Annotated in this window: 14 protein-coding genes; 5 read left to right on the top strand and 9 right to left on the bottom strand. The window is 65.0% G+C overall.

What is annotated here, in order from left to right:
* Positions 1 to 122: 122 nt before the first annotated feature.
* From CVM73_RS29600 to CVM73_RS29580, 4 genes are all read right to left on the bottom strand, one after another.
* Positions 123 to 1847, bottom strand: a complete 1725-nt coding sequence (locus CVM73_RS29600) for an FAD-dependent oxidoreductase (protein ID WP_100235315.1) — start codon at positions 1845 to 1847, stop codon at positions 123 to 125.
* Positions 1848 to 1906: 59 nt separating this feature from the next.
* A complete protein-coding gene (locus CVM73_RS29595; protein ID WP_100235314.1) occupies positions 1907 to 2926 on the bottom strand; it encodes a S1C family serine protease in 1020 nt (339 codons plus the stop codon).
* Positions 2927 to 3017: 91 nt separating this feature from the next.
* Positions 3018 to 3467: a hypothetical protein gene (locus CVM73_RS29590; protein WP_100235313.1), complete on the bottom strand. Its 450-nt coding sequence runs from the start codon at positions 3465 to 3467 to the stop codon at positions 3018 to 3020.
* A 189-nt stretch (positions 3468 to 3656) separates the two neighbouring features.
* Entirely contained in the window at positions 3657 to 5255 is a 1599-nt protein-coding gene (locus tag CVM73_RS29580; protein WP_167407133.1) for a GMC family oxidoreductase, read from the bottom strand.
* Between the two features lie 199 nt (positions 5256 to 5454).
* On the opposite strand from CVM73_RS29580, the gene CVM73_RS29575 reads away from it, so the two are divergent.
* On the top strand, positions 5455 to 6243 hold the full coding sequence (locus tag CVM73_RS29575) for a thermonuclease family protein (protein ID WP_100235310.1): 789 nt from the start codon (positions 5455 to 5457) through the stop codon (positions 6241 to 6243).
* Positions 6244 to 6702: 459 nt separating this feature from the next.
* On the opposite strand, the gene cyoD is transcribed toward CVM73_RS29575, so the two are convergent.
* The 4 genes from cyoD to CVM73_RS29555 are packed head-to-tail and all read right to left on the bottom strand — an operon-like array spanning position 6703 to position 10550.
* Positions 6703 to 7089, bottom strand: coding sequence for a cytochrome o ubiquinol oxidase subunit IV (gene cyoD / locus CVM73_RS29570; RefSeq protein WP_100235309.1), 387 nt, complete (start codon positions 7087 to 7089; stop codon positions 6703 to 6705).
* Positions 7086 to 7727 (bottom strand): cytochrome (ubi)quinol oxidase subunit III, encoded by a 642-nt coding sequence (locus CVM73_RS29565; RefSeq protein ID WP_100235308.1) that lies wholly within the window; start codon positions 7725 to 7727, stop codon positions 7086 to 7088. The genes cyoD and CVM73_RS29565 overlap by 4 nt, the downstream gene beginning before the upstream one ends.
* Complete coding sequence (cyoB, locus tag CVM73_RS29560) at positions 7727 to 9727, bottom strand: cytochrome o ubiquinol oxidase subunit I (RefSeq protein WP_100235340.1); 2001 nt, start codon at positions 9725 to 9727, stop codon at positions 7727 to 7729. The genes CVM73_RS29565 and cyoB overlap by 1 nt, the downstream gene beginning before the upstream one ends.
* Complete coding sequence (locus tag CVM73_RS29555) at positions 9717 to 10550, bottom strand: cytochrome ubiquinol oxidase subunit II family protein (RefSeq protein WP_100235307.1); 834 nt, start codon at positions 10548 to 10550, stop codon at positions 9717 to 9719. Before CVM73_RS29555 ends, cyoB begins: the two co-directional genes overlap by 11 nt.
* A 244-nt stretch (positions 10551 to 10794) precedes the next feature.
* Here CVM73_RS29555 and CVM73_RS29550 point away from each other — a divergent pair, with 244 nt between their 5' ends.
* Positions 10795 to 11595 carry an SDR family NAD(P)-dependent oxidoreductase gene (locus CVM73_RS29550; protein ID WP_100235306.1) on the top strand — a complete coding sequence of 267 codons (801 nt, stop codon included), beginning with the start codon at positions 10795 to 10797 and terminating at the stop codon, positions 11593 to 11595.
* Positions 11596 to 11936: 341 nt separating this feature from the next.
* On the opposite strand, the gene CVM73_RS29545 is transcribed toward CVM73_RS29550, so the two are convergent.
* Positions 11937 to 13277 (bottom strand): PQQ-dependent sugar dehydrogenase, encoded by a 1341-nt coding sequence (locus tag CVM73_RS29545; protein WP_100235339.1) that lies wholly within the window; start codon positions 13275 to 13277, stop codon positions 11937 to 11939.
* A 237-nt stretch (positions 13278 to 13514) separates the two neighbouring features.
* Here CVM73_RS29545 and CVM73_RS29540 point away from each other — a divergent pair, with 237 nt between their 5' ends.
* The 3 genes from CVM73_RS29540 to CVM73_RS29530 all read left to right on the top strand — a co-directional run bounded on the left by CVM73_RS29540 (position 13515) and on the right by CVM73_RS29530 (position 16061).
* On the top strand, positions 13515 to 14705 hold the full coding sequence (locus tag CVM73_RS29540) for a urate hydroxylase PuuD (RefSeq protein WP_100235338.1): 1191 nt from the start codon (positions 13515 to 13517) through the stop codon (positions 14703 to 14705).
* Positions 14706 to 14850: 145 nt separating this feature from the next.
* Positions 14851 to 15708 carry a VOC family protein gene (locus CVM73_RS29535; RefSeq protein WP_100235305.1) on the top strand — a complete coding sequence of 286 codons (858 nt, stop codon included), beginning with the start codon at positions 14851 to 14853 and terminating at the stop codon, positions 15706 to 15708.
* 77 nt (positions 15709 to 15785) lie between these two features.
* Positions 15786 to 16061 (top strand): hypothetical protein, encoded by a 276-nt coding sequence (locus CVM73_RS29530; RefSeq protein WP_100179281.1) that lies wholly within the window; start codon positions 15786 to 15788, stop codon positions 16059 to 16061.
* Positions 16062 to 16221: the final 160 nt, after the last annotated feature.

Below are 16221 nucleotides of genomic sequence, written 5' to 3'. Positions count from 1 at the left end.
ACTCGGTGTCATCGCCCGCGAAGGCGGGCGATCCAGTACTCCGAGACGGTTGTGGTTCAATCGATAGGCCGCGGCGTACTGGATGCCCTCGCCTTCGCGGGGCATGACAGCGGTGGGGATGGTTAGACCGAGGCTGCGGCCATATCCGTGGCGACTGTCGCCCCCTCCGCCAGATGCCGCCCCGCGATGTACCCGAACGTCAGCGCCGGTCCTAACGTAATGCCCGGCCCCGGACAATTGCCGTTCATGATCGAGGCCATGTCGTTGCCGCAGGCATAGAGGCCGGCGATCGGCGTGCCGTCCGCGCGCAGCACGCGGGCCTGGGCGTCCACCTTCATGCCGATCGCGGTGCCAAGATCCGCCGGATAGATGCGCAGCGCGAAGAACGGTGCGGTGACGATCGGCGCGACGCAGGGGTTCGGCTTGTGGGCGGCATCGCCGAGATGGCGCTGATAGATGGTGCTGCCGCGGCCGAATTCGGGATCGCGGCCCTCCTTCGCATCGGCGTTATAGGCCGCAATCGTGGCCGAGAGCGTAGACGGCTTGATGCCGATCTTCGCAGCCAGCTGCGCCACGTCAGGGGCCTCGATCAACTCGCCGCTTGCGACATAGCGCCGATAGTTGCGGGTGAACGGCTTGATGCGACCGAGGCCGTAAGCCCACAGGAACTCGCGGTCGCAGATCAGGTGGAACGGCCGGTCCGGCTCACCATTGCTGTCACGCAACATGGCGAGCACGAACTCGTGGTAGGACAGCGCTTCGTTGACGAAGCGCCGGCCGGCCGCGTTGACGGCAATCACGCCGGGCTTGGCGCGGTCGGTCACGGCGTGCGGGAACACGCCACGGCTGCCGTCGGCGCGGCGGAACAGCGAGGCCGGCACCCAATAGGCTGCGCTCGTCGCGTCGGTGTTGAGCGCGGCACCGGCCGCGGTCGCAAGCCGAATCCCGCCGCCCGTACTTGATGTGTTGGTCGCTGAGACAAGACCTGCGCCGGCCGGGAAGAAGCGCCTGCGCAATGCCGCATCATGCGAGAATCCGCCGGTCGCAAGCACGACGCCGCGGCGCGCCGCGATCAGGCGGTCGCGGGCGCCATGGCGGATCACCACGCCGGCCACGCGATCGCCTTGCATCGACAAATCCTCGACATCGGCGCTGAAGAGGATCTCGACCTGCCGCGCCAGCAGCGAGGCGTACAGTCGCGCGGCGAGCGCATTGCCGAGATGCAGCGTCGTGCCGCGCGGCGAGCGGAGCCGCTGCAACCCGTATTCGGAAACCAGCCGCGCCGCACGTAGGGTCGAACGCAGCGATTTACCGAAACGCCGCAGATGCGGAATGTCGAGCCGATTGACCATCATCCCGCCGAACAGCGTGAATTCCGGCAGTGGCGCGCGCAGCCGCGCAAACGCCTTGCCCAGCCACATGCCATCGAACGCGACCGGCTCCAGCACGCGGCCGCCGGGCGTTGCGCCCAGCCGTTCCGGAAAATGGTCCGGACAAGCTCTCACGGGCTGGAGCCGCAGTTCGGTGTTGGCTTCGAGATACGCGATCGCTTCCGGCCCACGCGCGAGGAAGGCAGCGCGCAGGCCGGCATTGGCCGGCTCCGGCACCGTGCTCGACAGATATTGCACGGCATCCGTGATGCTGTCCGACAGCTCCACCTCTTTCATATTGGCATTGGCGGGGATCCAGACCATGCCGCCGGACCACGCGGTGGTGCCGCCGACGAAGGCGGTCTTCTCGATCACCAGCACGCGCAAACCTTCAGCCGCGGCCACGGCCGCCGCCGTCATGCCACCGGCACCGGCGCCGACGACAATGACGTCGTAGGTCTCGTGCGCCGGCATCATGCGGCAGGCTTCCGAAGGCGAGGCATGACACCGTCATACCCTGCCCGGAGGGGCCGACGCTAGCGCGCCGGCTTGCGCTCGATCGGGTCGATATCGATCGCCCGCAGGCGGCCGAGCCGCAGCACGTCCATGGCGAGCCGCCGGCCGATCCGATCGCGATCGAGCACGCGGATCAGATCGTCGACACCGTTGATCTCGACGCCGTCGAGCCTGATCACGACGTCGCCGGGCAGCAGCCCCGCCTTGGCCGCCGGTCCATCCGGCTCGATCTGCATCAGAAGCGCGCCCATCTTGTTCTCGACACCGGCCAGCACCGCGTGCCGCCGCGGGACCGGCGCGGTCTGCCCGGCCACACCGATATAGGCGCGGCGGACATAGCCATGGCGGATGATCTCCGACAGCACGAATTGCGCGGTGTTGCTGGCGACCGCAAAGCAGATGCCCTGCGCGCCGTTGATGATGGCGGTGTTGATGCCGATCACCTCGGCATTCGACGACACCAGCGGCCCGCCGGAATTGCCGGGGTTGAGCGCGGCATCGGTCTGGATCACGTCCTCGATGGTGCGGCCGCTGACCGAGCGGATCGAGCGGCCGAGCGCCGAGACCACGCCGGCCGTCACGGTCGACTCGAAGCCGAGCGGATTGCCGATCGCGATCACGAGCTGGCCGCGCCGCAACGTCTTGGAGTTGCCGAGCGCGGCATAGGGCAAGTCGCGCACGCCGTTGGCGCGCAGCAGCGCAAGGTCGGTGTCAGGGTCGACGCCGAGCACGCGGGCGTCGCCGACATGGCCCTCGACGTCGCGCAGCCGGATCTCCTTGGAGGAGCCGACCACATGGCTATTAGTGAGCACGAGTCCGTCCGGCGAGATCACGATGCCCGAGCCGAGCCCACCGCGCTCGCGGCCGTTCGGCACTTTCGGCCCGGTCTCGACGCGCACGACAGCGGGGCCGACGCGGTCGGTGACATCGATCACGGCATTGGAATAGGCGTCCAGCAGAGCCCGGTCATCAACCGGGGCAGACGCCGTCGTTCGCGATGCCGGTGCGGTATCGGCGATATCTGAGGTGAGGTCCAGCATGGCGAGAGTCCTTGAGGCTCACACAGATGGTGGCCTGTTCCCGCCAGCGCAAGGTGCCCGCCTGGAGTGCAGGGCTCGACTGCCCAGATGGCTAGGGGGCCCGCCTCAGCGAGCCGCCTCTTGCCTTGACCGGATCGAGCAGCGACCAGTCGCCGTCCGGGAGCACGTGGCCCTTGGGGAATGGCGCGCGCAGCTCCAGCCCCAGCGAGCGCAGCACGCGGTCGTCGCGGTAATAGCATTGCAGCACCACACGGACGAGCGTTGCGGCGGCCCCGCCGCCGGAGCTGCGGAATTGCTGCGCGACGTCATCGCGCGCGGCAGGCTCGAGGTCGGCGAGCGGCATCCCCGCAAGCCGCGCCAGATGATCCAGCGCCGCCACGACGTGTTTGGTGTCCCGGCCGAGCGTTGCGAGGATGTCGGCCTGAATGATGTCGTCATCGGCGCCCGGCACCCGGTACTCCTCGCTCGCCGGAATGATCATCGCGGCGACGGTGCGGAGGTCGTCGCGCTGCCGCGGTGTGAGGGTGAGTAGATCAGTCATGGCGTGCTCTTCTCGTGCGGCGATGAAGGTCTGCTCCCTCCCCCGCTTGCGGGGGAGGGTTGGGGAGAGGGTGTCTCCACAGAGAGACTCCCCCAGAGGAGAGAGCCCTCAGGCGGCGCTCCGCGCCGACCTCTCCCGCAAGCGGGAGAGGTGCACCGCGGTCGTCGCTCGCTTGGATCCACATCATGATCAGTCGAACAAATTCGCGAGGCGCTGCTTCATCTGGTCGGCGATGTAGAGCGCGAGGGCCTGGATGGTGGAGGTCGGGTTCACGCCGCCCGAGGTGACGAAGATGCTGCCGTCCACGATGAAGAGGTTCTTCACGTCGTGCGAGCGGCCCCATTCGTTGACGACGGAGCGCTCGGGGTCGGTGCCCATCCGCGCGGTGCCGAGCAGGTGCCAGCCGCCCCAGGGGATCGGCGAATTGACGCAGATGTCGGTCGCGCCAGCCGTCTCGAGAAACTCCCGGCCGCGCGCCAGCCCATGCTCCATCATCTTCCGGCTGTTCTCGCTGATGGTGTAGTCGACCTTCGGCGCTGGAATGCCGTGGCTGTCCTTCAGGACCGGATCGAGCGTGACGCGATTGTGCTCCTCCGGCAAATCCTCGCAGATCGCGGAGAAACCGAGGCGATGGCCGTTGAGCTTGCGGAACACGCGGTGATGATCGGTACCCCAGGGCAAAATGCCCTTCTGCTCGCTGACGACGGCCTCGAACACCGGCCCGGCGCCGCGCACAAACTGGACGCCATAACCACGCACGAAACCGCGCGACAGGTCGGTGTCGTACCATTGCTTGCTCCACAGGCAGGTCGGCGGCGCGCGGTTGCTGTCGGTCGGCTCCTTCACATAACCGTAGATCTGCGCATAGGGATGGAACATCAGGTTCTTGCCGACGAGGCCCGACGAATTGGCAAGGCCGTTCGGGAAACGCCCCGAGGCCGAGTTCAAGAGCAGCCGCGGCGTGCCGACGCCGTTGCAGGCGATGATGACGACGTGCGCGGGCTGAAACTGCTCGACACCGTCCTTATCGTAATAGACCACGCCCGAGGCCATGCCGTTCTCGTCGGTGGTGATCTCGCGCACCCGGCAATGGGTGCGCAGCTCGACGCCGGCACGGATCGCGTGCGGCCAATAGGTGATGTCGGTCGAGGACTTTGCGCCTTGCGCGCAGGCCGGCGTGCAATGGCCGAGATTGATGCAGCGCGCCCGGCCCTCATAATCCATCGTCGCGACCGTCGTATCCGACGGCCACCAGTGCCAGCCGAGCTTATTCATGGCCTTGGCGATGATGGCACCGGACAATCCCATCGGCTGCTGCGGCATCGGCGGATGCGTCAGCGGCGACAGCGGATCGCCTGACAGCCCGGACGTGCCCATGATCCGGTCGTTCTCCTCGAAGAACGGGGTCAGCGCATCGTAATCGATCGGCCAGTCGTCGGCGACGCCGTCGAGCGTCTTCGCCTTGAAATCGGAAGGGTGCAGCCGCGGCCAGTGCGCGGTGTACATCACCGTCGAGCCGCCAACCGCGTTGTAGTTGACGACCTTGATCGGGGAATTGTCGTCGTTGATCGGGTAGTCCTCGGGCCGGCCGCGGACGTTGGGGCTCGACGACCACTCGCCGTAGAACTTGGCCTCCCAGTCGCGGCCCGTGCTGGGATATTCCGCCGGGTTCATCCAGCCGCCCTGCTCCAGGCAGAGGATGTGCATCTTGGTCTCGGCCAGCGACCACGCCACCGCCGCGCCGGAGGCGCCGGCGCCGATGATCAGGACGTCCACGGGGTCTTTCATCGCAACCTTTTCCTCCCCTCGCCGCTTTCCGGGCGATTCGGCCTTTCGTGTTCCGCGAGGCCGGCGAACGATAGGGGCAGAGCGACGGCCGAGTAAAGCCGCGAGACCGGAATGTCGCACTTCGCAGGGTGCAGACCATTGGTATCGCCACATCCGGATGCTAGGAACAGGGCGCACGAGCCATCGATAGCGAGACCGTATGTCCTTCCAGAAATTCTTTGCCGCCGCCCGCGCTTCTGCGCTCGTTTCGTTATTCGCCTTGTCCGGATTTCTGGCTTCGTCCGGACCAGTCGCCGCGCTGACCGGCGCCGCGACGGTCCGTGACGGCAACTCGATCCAGCTCGGCGACGTCACCTACCGGCTCGACGGCGTCGACGCGCCCGAGCTGGACCAGGTCTGCATCGACGATCACGCCGATTCCTGGACCTGCGGCATCGAGGCCCGCGACCAGCTGACGAAGCTGATCAACAAGCGCTCCGTGCGCTGCGACGATGTCGGACCCGAGAAGAGTTTTGGCAAGCGGCACCGCGCCATCTGCACGGCCGAAGGCGACAAGGCCAGCTTGAACGAGCAGCTGATCAAGCTCGGCTTTGCCCTCGCGCGCGAGCCGATCAAGGCCAACGTCAAGCCGGCGGCCACCGAGGCCAAGACGGCGGCGGCTGGCATCTGGAAGGGCTGCTTTGTTGCGCCGCAAGATTTCCGTAGCGGCAAGAAGGACGGCGCGCTGCTGGGCGCCGCCTGCCGGCCCGATCGCGACAAGGAAATTCGCGCCGTGCTGTTCCCGGAGGAGCTGACCATGCCGCCCAGCTGCAGCATCAAGGGCAAGCTCGCGGTGCGCGCCCGCGTCACCGGCAATATCGGCATCTATCATCTGCGCGGTTGCCCGAGCTATCCGGCGACCACCAAGCCCGACCGCTGGTTCTGCTCTGAGGACGACGCCCAGGCGGCCGGTTTCCGCAAGGCCTACAATTGCCGCCGGCCAAAGTGAGCGAGTTGGTTCACGCATCCGTGAGTGGTAGTTCGAGACCGTATTGATCCGGAATTGAACTTCGTCGGGAGTTGCTGCACTTATCAAGGTGCGCACGCGCTTTGCGCGAGTGCTTCCCTTGGCAGACGATCCTCATCGGATTGTCCTTGCTCGGGCGTTTCCTCCCTAGACTTGGGCCGCTTGTCACCACAAGCGGCTCTTCTTTTGGAGCGGCGCTAAAGCAAAGTGAGTCTTGGTTGAATCGATGCGAGCTCCGGGTTCACCTCTCCCGAAGGGAGAGGTCGGATCGCATCAAAGATGCGATCCGGGTGAGGGGTTACAGTCTCGCGGCCATGTGGCGGCCCCTCACCCGGATTGCTCAGGCGCGCAATTGCGCGCCGCAATCCGACCTCTCCCCGCTGGGGAGAGGTGAACCCGAACAACCGACCGAGTCAAATATCGTCGCGCCATCGCGCACTATCACTGCATCCGCATGATCTGATCCATCGGCGGCATGTTCGCGTTCAGATGCGACATGATCCAGACCGTGCCGCCCACCACCAGGAAGACGATCAGCAGTCCGAAGGCAAGCGCCAGCACGTTGTTGGTGTTGTCGGGGCCGGTGGTGATGTGCAGGAAGAACACGAGGTGCACGCCCATCTGCGCGATCGCGAGCACGATCAGCGCGACGGGAATCGAGGGTTGCCAGACGAGGTCCGTGCCGGCGATGAAGAACGACGTCGCCGTGAGCAACAGCGCCAGAACAAGACCGACGACATAGCCCAGGATCCGCTCGCCGACGCTATGCTGCTCTTCCTCGCCCGGCGCGAGATCGTGCCCGGCCGGAATATGCGTCTGATCGCTCATGGGGCACCCCCAAGCAGGTAGACGACGGAGAACACCCCGACCCAAATGATGTCGAGTGCGTGCCAGAACAGTGCAAAGCACATCATCCGCCGCAACACGTCGGCGCGAAAGCCCTTTGCGAACACCTGGGCCATCATGGTGAGCAGCCAGAGCACGCCGGCAGAAACATGCAGGCCGTGGCAGCCGACCAGCGAGAAGAACGCGGTCAGGAACGCACTGCGCGACGGGCCGTAGCCACGAGCGACAAGGTCGGCGAATTCGCGGAACTCGATGGCCAGGAATATGAGGCCGAGCACGCAGGTCACGCTCATGCCGAGATAGAACCAGAACCGGCTGCGCACGTCGGCGGCGATGCTGGCCATGCCGCAGGTGAAGCTCGAGAGCAGCAGGCAGACCGTCTCGATCGCGACGTTCCTCTGTTCGAAGATCTCCGCACCCTTCGGGCCGCCGGCGGTCTGGCCGACCAGCACGGCATAGGCCGCGAAGAAGCAAGAGAACATCACGATATCGGAGAGCAGGAAGATCCAGAAGCCGTAGGCGGTCACGATCCGCTTCGGCGCGGGCCCGGGATGCTCGATGACGACGCCGATGTGATGGGGATCGGCACGGGCGTGGCCGACGGTCGCGGTCATCGTCATCAGACTGCTCCCGCCATGCTGACGAGGCTGCGCCGCTCCTCGAGATTGACGCGATCGATGCGGGCAACTTCTTCGGCCGGGATGACGTATTCGTCATGATCGCGCCAGGCGAATACGACAAAGGTCGCGAACGCGCCGATACCCCCCAGGATCACCATCCACCAGATGTGCCAGATCAGCGCGAAGCCCATGATGGTGGCGAAGAACGCGCAGACGAAGCCGGTGGGGGAATTGCGCGGCATCTCGATGTCCTGATATTCGGGCTCTTCATGCGCGAACGATTGCTGCCGGGCATGCGCCTTCATCTCCCAATAGGCATCCTCGCCACGCACATCTGGATTGAACGCGAAATTGAACACCGGCGGTGGCGACGAGGTCGCCCATTCCAGCGAGCGCCCGTCCCAGGGATCGCCGGTGCGATCGCGCAGCGCCTCGCGATTGCGGATGCTGACCACGAGCTGCATGATCTGGCAGATCACGCCGATCGTCAGCACGGCCATGCCGACTGCCGCAATGATCATCCAGGGCCGCCAGGCCGCGACGTCATAGTGCTGCATGCGCCTGGTCATGCCGAGCATGCCGGCAATGTAGAGCGGCATGAAGGTGACGTAGAAGCCTGTGAAGGTGAACCAGAACGCGGCCTTGCCCCAGCGCTCGTCGAGGCGGAAACCGAACGCCTTCGGAAACCAGTATTCGAAGCCGGCAAAGGCGCCGAACAGAACGCCGCCGATGATGACGTTGTGGAAATGCGCAACCAGGAACATGCTGTTGTGGAGCATGAAATCGGCTGGCGGCACCGCGACGAGGACGCCGGTCAATCCGCCGATGATGAAGGTGACCATGAAGCCGACCGCCCACAGCATCGGCGTCGCAAGACGGATGCGGCCGCCATACATCGTGAACAGCCAGTTGTAGATCTTCACGCCGGTCGGCACTGCGATGATCATGCTGGCGATGCCGAAGATGGCGTTGACGTCCGGCCCCGCCCCCATCGTGAAGAAGTGATGCAGCCAGACCATGAAGGAGATCACGCAGATCGCCATGGTCGCCAGCACCATGGAGCGGTAGCCGAACAGCGCCTTGCCGGAGAAGGTCGAGACCACCTCCGAGAAGATACCGAAGGCGGGCAGCACAAGGATGTAGACCTCCGGATGGCCCCAGGCCCAGATCAGGTTCATGAACATCATGACGTTGCCGCCGGCCTCGTTGGTGAAGAAGTGAAAGCCGAGATAACGGTCGAGCAGCAGCATCGCGAGCGTCGCGGTGAGGATCGGGAACGCGGCGACGATCAGAAGGTTCGAGGCCAGCGTGGTCCAGCAGAACATCGGCATGCGCAGATAGTTCATGCCCTTGGTGCGCAGCTTCAGCACGGTGGTGACGAGATTGATGCCGGCCACCAGCGTGCCGACGCCGGAGATCTGCAGCGACCAGGCGTAATAGTCGACGCCGACGCCCGGCGAGTAGGACAATTCCGACAGCGGCGGAAAGGCGAGCCAGCCGGTGCGCGCGAACTCGCCGACCACGAGCGAGATATTGACCAGCAGCGCGCCGGTCGCGGTCAGCCAGAAGCCGACGGAATTCAGCGTCGGGAAGGCGACGTCGCGCACGCCGAGCTGGAGCGGCACGACGAGGTTCATCAGCCCGATCACGAACGGCATCGCCACGAAGAAGATCATGATGGTGCCGTGCGCCGAGAAGATCTGGTTGTAGTGCTCCGGCGGCAGATAACCCTGTGACTGGTAGGCCACCGCCTGCTGGATCCGCATCATGATGGCGTCGCTGCCGCCGCGCAGCAGCATCACCGAGGCGAGCAGGATGTACATGACGCCGATGCGCTTGTGATCGACGCTGGTGATCCATTCATGCCAGAGATAGGGCAGATGTCCCTTCACCACGACCCAGGCCAGCACGCCGAGGATCGCGACCAGCACCATCGCGCCGGCGACGAGCGGAATCGGTTGATCAAACGGAATCGCCGACCAATCGAGCTTACCGAGCATCATGGCCTCCACTGTGCGACCGGCCCGCTTCGGATGCGAGCTCCGGCCCGGGTCCCGGCGGAATGTGCTGGGTCGCGATCAGGTCGAACAGGCGCGGGTCTTCGAGACGGTAGGTCGGCCGGCCGCGCTCGATGCCCTGCTGCATCAGCTTCTTGTAGCTGTCGGCGTTCAGCACCGCATCCGTCTTCGCCGTACTCGCCACCCAATCCGGAAACGCCAGCGGCGAGATCACGTTGACGTCGAACATCATGTCGGGAAAGCCGTCGCCGGAGAAATGCGCTGACAGGCCCTGAAGCTTGCCTTCATTGTCGGCGCGCAGGTTCAGCTTCGTCACCATGCCGTTCATGGTGTAGATCATGCTGCCGAGCTGCGGGATGAAGAACGTGTTCATCACGCTCGACGATGTCAGCTGGAAGTTCAGCTCGGCTCCGGCCGGCACCGTCAGCGTGTTGACGGTGGCGATGCGCTGGTCCGGATAGATGAAGAGCCATTTCCAGTCGAGCGACACGGCCTGGATCCGCACCGGACTGCCGGTGCCCGGCACGGGCGCGGCCGGATCGAGCTGGTGCGAGCCGATCCAGGCGACGCCACCGAGCAGAATGACCGTGAGTGCGGGGATTGCCCACACCACCATTTCGACGCGGCCTGAATAGACGAACTCAGGCCGGTAACGCGCTTTGGGATTCGAGGCGCGAAACCAGAACGCAAAAGCAAGAATCGCGAAAATGGTCGGCACCACGATCACGAGCATGATGAAGACGGAATCGACCAAAATGGTGCTGTTGGCCGCAGCCACGGGTCCTTGCGGATCGAGCAGATTCATCGGCAAGCCACTGGCGGTTGGGAAGCCCCGGGACTGAGCCTAGCGCGGGAAAGGCTCCGGCGGCAAACGCTGCAACCTCAGAACGGTTCCTGGACTATGGGGTCAGCCATGTGCGATGCACCGGCCGCAACATGCAATTCCATGTGATGTCAATGACATGAACGCAGAAGCCACGCCCTTCTCTCCGGTCGGGGCGATTGCTAATCTGCACGAAAATAATGGACGAGCCTGGGAGTGAGCCGAGATGCGCTTGAAGGACAAGGTTGCGATCGTGGTCGGCGCCGGGCAAAGCCCCGGCGAAGGCATGGGCAACGGCCGCGCCACAGCGCTCACCTTCGCACGCGAGGGCGCGAAGGTGTTGTGCGTCGACCACCATCTGGAGTCGGCACAGGAGACGGTGGCGATGATCACCGCGAAACACGGCACGGCGACAGCCTTCAAGGCCGACGTGACCAAAGTCGCCGACATCAAGGCGATGGTGGCCGACGCGCAAACGCGCTGGGGCCGGATCGACGTGCTGCACAACAATGTCGGCGTCAGCCTGTCCGGCGGCGATGCCGAATTGCTGCAACTGACCGAAGAGGCGTTCGACCGCGTCGTCGCCATCAATTTGAAGAGCTGCATTCTCGCCGCAAAGGAAGTGATCCCGATCATGCGCGCGCAGGGAGGCGGCGCCATCATCAACATCTCTTCGATGGCCGCGATCACAACGTATCCTTATGTCGCCTACAAGGCGACGAAATCCGCGATGATCGCCTTCACCGAACAGCTCGCTTATCAGAACGCCGAATACGGCATCCGCGCCAACGTCATCCTGCCCGGCCTGATGAACACGCCGATGGCCGTCGACACCCGCGCCCGCGAATGGCACAAGACCCGCGCCGAGGTCGAAGCCGAACGCGACAGCAAGGTGCCACTGCGCAGGAAGATGGGCACCGGCTGGGACGTCGCGAACGCCGCGCTGTTCCTGGCGTCAGACGAAGCGAACTTCATCACCGGCGTGACGCTGCCGGTGGATGGCGGGGCGAGCGTGAGGCGGGGGTAGGTCTTTCTTCCCTTCTCCCCTTGTGGGAGAAGGTGGCGCGAAGCGCCGGATGAGGGGTTCTCTCCAATCGCACGGCCACTTTTGAGGATAGAGATCCCTCACCCGGCAAGGCAGGGCAATCGCATATGGGAGCGATTTCGCCTGTGGCCATCCTTCGAGACGCCCGCCGTTGGCGGGCCCTCAGGATGAGGATTGAGTGCGCGGCTGTAGTTTCAAAAAGAGCACCAGTGCTGCTTAGCCTCATCCTGAGGAGACTGCGAAGCGGTCGTCTCGAAGGACGAAGCGCGTGCTCAGGTCGCGCAAAATGCCATATGCGATAGCCCAGCCCGGCAAGGGGAGAGTCATTGCCGCGCGCGTGTCACCCGCCAGATCGTGCCGTTGCCATCCTCCGACACCAGCAGCGATCCATCCTTTGCCACCGCCACTCCAACCGGCCGTCCCCACACCTCAGTGTCGCTCACCACGAACCCCGTGACGAAATCCTCGTACTCCCCGGTCGGCTTGCCGTCCTTCATCTTGATGCGGATGACCTTGTAACCAGTGCGCTTCGACCGGTTCCAGGAGCCGTGCTCGGCGGCGAAGGCGTCGCCCTGGTATTCGGACGGAAACTGCGTGCCCTGGTAGAAGGTCATGCCGAGCGAGGCCGAGTGCGGCTGGATCATCACATCAGGCACTGTCACCTTGTCCTTGAGGTCCGGCCGCGCGCCGGCGTGGCGCGGGTCCTCGTTGCCGCCGATGTAGAACCATGGCCAGCCGTAGAACGCGCCCTCCTTCACGCTGGTGACGTAATCGGGCACGAGATCGTCGCCGAGACCGTCGCGCTCGTTGGTCGAGCACCAGGGCAGGCCGCTCTGCGGCTGGATTGCGAGGCCGACGCAGTTGCGGAGGCCGGTGGCGTAGATCTTCCGCTCCTTGCCGTCGGGATTGAAGGCCAGCACGTTCGCGCGCTCAGTCTCGCTGGCCCATGTTGCGCCAAGCGGCTGCGCTTTCGACCACGCCTCCATCCCGCCCGGCGGCGTGCCCATGCCTTCGGCGACGTTGCTGAGCGAACCCACCGACACCAGCATGCGCTTGTTGTCGGGCGTGAAGACGATATCGCGGGTGGAATGGCCGCCGTCATGCGGCAGGCTCGCGACGATCGTCTCCGCCTTGCCACGCGCCTTGAGGTCACCGGCCTGATAGGGAAATCGGACGACGCTGTCGGTGTTGGCGATGTAGATCCATTGCGGATTGTCGCCGTTCGGAAAGAAGGCGATGCCGAACGGCTGCCGCAAGCCGCTGGCAAACACCTCGTTGGTCGCGACCTTGCCGTCCTCTCCGGTACGCAACACGCGGATGGTGCCGGCGCGCGTCTCCGCGACGAACACATCGCCATTCGGCGCAACCCTCACGATGCGCGGCGCGCGCAGGCCTTCGGCGAACAGCTCGATCTTGAAGCCGGCCGGCACCTGGAGCGCGGCCTCCGGCGGACGCGGCGCCACGCGCGACGAGCTCGCGACCGACCGCGTGGCGCCGGGCCTGACCAGATCCTGCGGCCGGATCAGCCTGACCGTGCCGGGCTTGTCGGCCCGCCAGTCGCCATAGGCGTCCTTGCCTTGCAGCACCGGCTCGGCCTGCGCGCCGGCCGCAAACGCGACCAGCAGCCCTGCGAGCATCGCCACGAACGATATCCTGTTGCTCACGTCGTCTTTCTCCCCGCCTTGCAAAGGTCGCGCGTCGATGCCGATCACCCGCAAATGGTCTGCAGCAAGTCGGCCCTCTGCCGCATCCCACGTCAGCTCATGCCCGCACGATGTGCATCAGCTGCAGCCCATCATACTGGAAAATGCAGCTGATCGGTGCGACACATTGTGAGGGCGGCGACGGCCGGTTGCGGTCATCGAGGCTGCGGCATGGCTGTCGCGACTGATGGGAAGATCATGTGGGGATCCGTCATATCGGAATGGGCGAGCCTGCTGCTGCGCTGGCTGCACGTGGTGGCGGCGATCGCCTGGATCGGCAGTTCCTTCTATTTCATCGCCCTCGACCTCAGCCTCCGGTCCAGAAGCGACCTGCCTGATGGCGTGCAGGGCGAAGCCTGGCAGGTCCATGGCGGCGGCTTCTACCGGATCATGAAATACCTGGTGGCCCCGAGCCAAATGCCGGACGAGCTGACCTGGTTCAAATGGGAGGCCTACACCACCTGGCTGTCCGGCTTCGCATTGATGGTGGTGGTATACTATCTCGAGGCTGATCTGTTCCTGGTCGACAAGTCGATCCTCGACCTCACACCATTCCAGGCCGGCCTGTTCAGCTTCTGCAGCCTCGCGCTGGCCTGGCTGCTCTATGAAACCGCCTGCCGCAGCGGTCTTGCGCAGCGCGAGCTGCCCTTTGCCATCGGCGGCTATCTGTTCCTGGTCGCGCTGACCTATGCCTTCACCCATGTGCTGAGCGGCCGCGGCGCCTTCAACCAGATCGGCGCGATCATCGGCACCATCATGGTCGCCAACGTCTTCGCGTTGATCATCCCGAACCAGAAAAAGATCGTAGCCAGCCTGATCGCGGGCCGGGCTCCCGATCCAAAGCTCGGCAAGGCCAGCAAGGAGCGCTCGGTCCACAACAACTATCTGACGCTCCCCGTGGTCGTGCTGATGATCAGCAACCACTATCCCCTGCTCTACGCCACGCGCTTCAACTGGATCATCGTCGCGATCATCCTGGCACTGGGGCCGGTGATCCGCCACTTCTTCAACGAGCGCCATGCCGGGCGCAATTCGCCGTGGTGGGTGTGGGGCGTGTCGGCGGCCGGCGTGATCGCGATCCTCTTCCTTTCCGCCGCCGGCCCGCGCGAGGTGAAGACGGGTGCATTGTCGACGCCGCCGACGCTCGCCAATGTCGAGGAGATCGTGATGTCCCGCTGCAGCATGTGCCACGCGGCCGAGCCGGTCTGGGCCGGCATCGTGACCGCCCCGAAAGGCATTTTGCTCGACGCGCCCGAGCACATCCATCGCAACATCCGCCTGATCGGGCGTGTCGCCGCCTGGTCGAACGCCATGCCGCCGGGCAACATCACCGAGATGACCAGCGAGGAGCGCGCAGTCCTCGCCGCCTATATCGAGCAGGCGCGCTGACGCGCGTCGCACGAGGATGCGCTCGCGCGGAATGAAATTCCGCATCTAGCGCTGAATTGAAAATGACTTGGCCGCCTATCCGGCGTAGACATGACCGGCAGCCGCAGGCGCGGCCTAAAAGTCAGTTTGCAATCGGGGAAGAACAGTGGCCCTCAAGAACATCATCGGTATCGACCACGCCGTGGTCATGGTGAAGGAGCTCGACCAGGCCGCCGAGAATTATCGGCAGCTCGGCTTCACCGTATCCCCGCGCGGCACCCACAGCGTCCATATGGGCACGGGCAACTACACCATCATGTTCGACCCCGATTATATGGAGCTGCTCGGCGTGCTCGCTGCAACCGAGCTCAACGCCCCGGCCCGCGCCTTCCTCGACAAGCGCGGCGAAGGCATCGAGCGTATCGCTTTCACCGCCGTCGATTCCGCCGCCGGCGCCGAGGAGATCCGCGCACGAGGCCTGGAGCCGATCGGCCCGACCGATTTCGAACGTCCCGTGACGCTGCCGAACGGCACGGTCTCGGCGGCGAAATTCCGCACCCTCATGTGGCCGACCGCGGAAGCGCCGGGCGGCGTGCGCATCTTCGCCTGCCAGCACAAGACCCGCGAGACCGTGTGGATTCCGGAATTGATGAGGCACGCCAACGCAGCCAGGCGGATCAAGCAGGCGCTGATCGCAGCGGCCGAGCCGGCGAAGGACGCCGCACATCTTGCACGCCTGATCGACCGCGAGCCACAGGCCGAGGCCGACGGCGCCGTAACAGTGCCCTCCGGCGGCGATCGCGCCGACTTCGTCTATCTGACGCTGGACCAGCTCGCCAAGCGCTATCCCGGCGTGCCGCTCGCGGGACTCTCCGAGCGCGGCGGTGCAGCCCTGGTGCTGGTCAGCGGCGATCTCGCGGCGACGGAAAAGGCGCTCGGTTCAGCAGCCGTGCGCAGCGGCCCTGCGATCTGCGTGCCGCCGGCCAAGGCCAACGGCACCCTGCTCGCCTTTGTTGCCGGCTGATTTGAACTAATTCTTTAACGGGTGTTTACCCGGCGGCTGTAGGATTCCCGGCAATCCAAGCCACCGGGACCAAGCGCATGTTCAAAGAGGGATCGCCGATCGCCTATGACGCGCCGGCCGAGCTGAAGAAGTGGCCGTCGCTGAAAGGCGAGAGGCAGAAGGATCGGGGTCCGCCCTATCTCGTCTACAACGGCACGCTCGCCGACTGCGTCCGCGAGCTCATGGGCAAGCCGATCAAGGGCATCTCGCTCTACGACATCATGACGAAGCCGCAGGCCGCCTTCGATCAGACCGTGCTGTCGCCGGGCGATGCTGCCGAGATCGCGATGCGCAAGGATTTTCCCAAGGCGTAAGCGCCGACCGGCGACCGCAACACCTCTCACAGCGCTGCATCTCTCTGTGGTTCCCGTAGATCCGCGGGCCCGACCGCGCATGTCCTGCGGCGGGAACACCGTACTAACACCGGCCGCCTTTCGGAATCGCAGCTTCGCCGCAATTGCGGTTAAGAAGTCC

The sequence above is a fragment of the Bradyrhizobium forestalis genome, from assembly GCF_002795245.1.
GTDB classification, from domain to species: Bacteria; Pseudomonadota; Alphaproteobacteria; order Rhizobiales; family Xanthobacteraceae; genus Bradyrhizobium; species Bradyrhizobium forestalis.
The sequence above is the reverse complement of the archived record's forward strand: the minus strand, read 5'-3'. Positions and strand labels throughout refer to the sequence as shown.

What these genes read in the sequence shown, in the direction of transcription:
- cyoD (WP_100235309.1), bottom strand. Translation starts at nt 7,089, where the DNA reads ATGAGCGATCAGACGCATATTCCGGCCGGGCACGATCTCGCGCCGGGC.
- CVM73_RS29600 (WP_100235315.1), bottom strand. Translation starts at nt 1,847, where the DNA reads ATGATGCCGGCGCACGAGACCTACGACGTCATTGTCGTCGGCGCCGGT.
- CVM73_RS29540 (WP_100235338.1), top strand. Translation starts at nt 13,515, where the DNA reads ATGTGGGGATCCGTCATATCGGAATGGGCGAGCCTGCTGCTGCGCTGG.
- CVM73_RS29530 (WP_100179281.1), top strand. Translation starts at nt 15,786, where the DNA reads ATGTTCAAAGAGGGATCGCCGATCGCCTATGACGCGCCGGCCGAGCTG.
- CVM73_RS29590 (WP_100235313.1), bottom strand. Translation starts at nt 3,467, where the DNA reads ATGACTGATCTACTCACCCTCACACCGCGGCAGCGCGACGACCTCCGC.
- CVM73_RS29595 (WP_100235314.1), bottom strand. Translation starts at nt 2,926, where the DNA reads ATGCTGGACCTCACCTCAGATATCGCCGATACCGCACCGGCATCGCGA.
- CVM73_RS29550 (WP_100235306.1), top strand. Translation starts at nt 10,795, where the DNA reads ATGCGCTTGAAGGACAAGGTTGCGATCGTGGTCGGCGCCGGGCAAAGC.
- cyoB (WP_100235340.1), bottom strand. Translation starts at nt 9,727, where the DNA reads ATGCTCGGTAAGCTCGATTGGTCGGCGATTCCGTTTGATCAACCGATT.
- CVM73_RS29565 (WP_100235308.1), bottom strand. Translation starts at nt 7,727, where the DNA reads ATGACGATGACCGCGACCGTCGGCCACGCCCGTGCCGATCCCCATCAC.
- CVM73_RS29575 (WP_100235310.1), top strand. Translation starts at nt 5,455, where the DNA reads ATGTCCTTCCAGAAATTCTTTGCCGCCGCCCGCGCTTCTGCGCTCGTT.
- CVM73_RS29580 (WP_167407133.1), bottom strand. Translation starts at nt 5,255, where the DNA reads ATGAAAGACCCCGTGGACGTCCTGATCATCGGCGCCGGCGCCTCCGGC.
- CVM73_RS29555 (WP_100235307.1), bottom strand. Translation starts at nt 10,550, where the DNA reads ATGAATCTGCTCGATCCGCAAGGACCCGTGGCTGCGGCCAACAGCACC.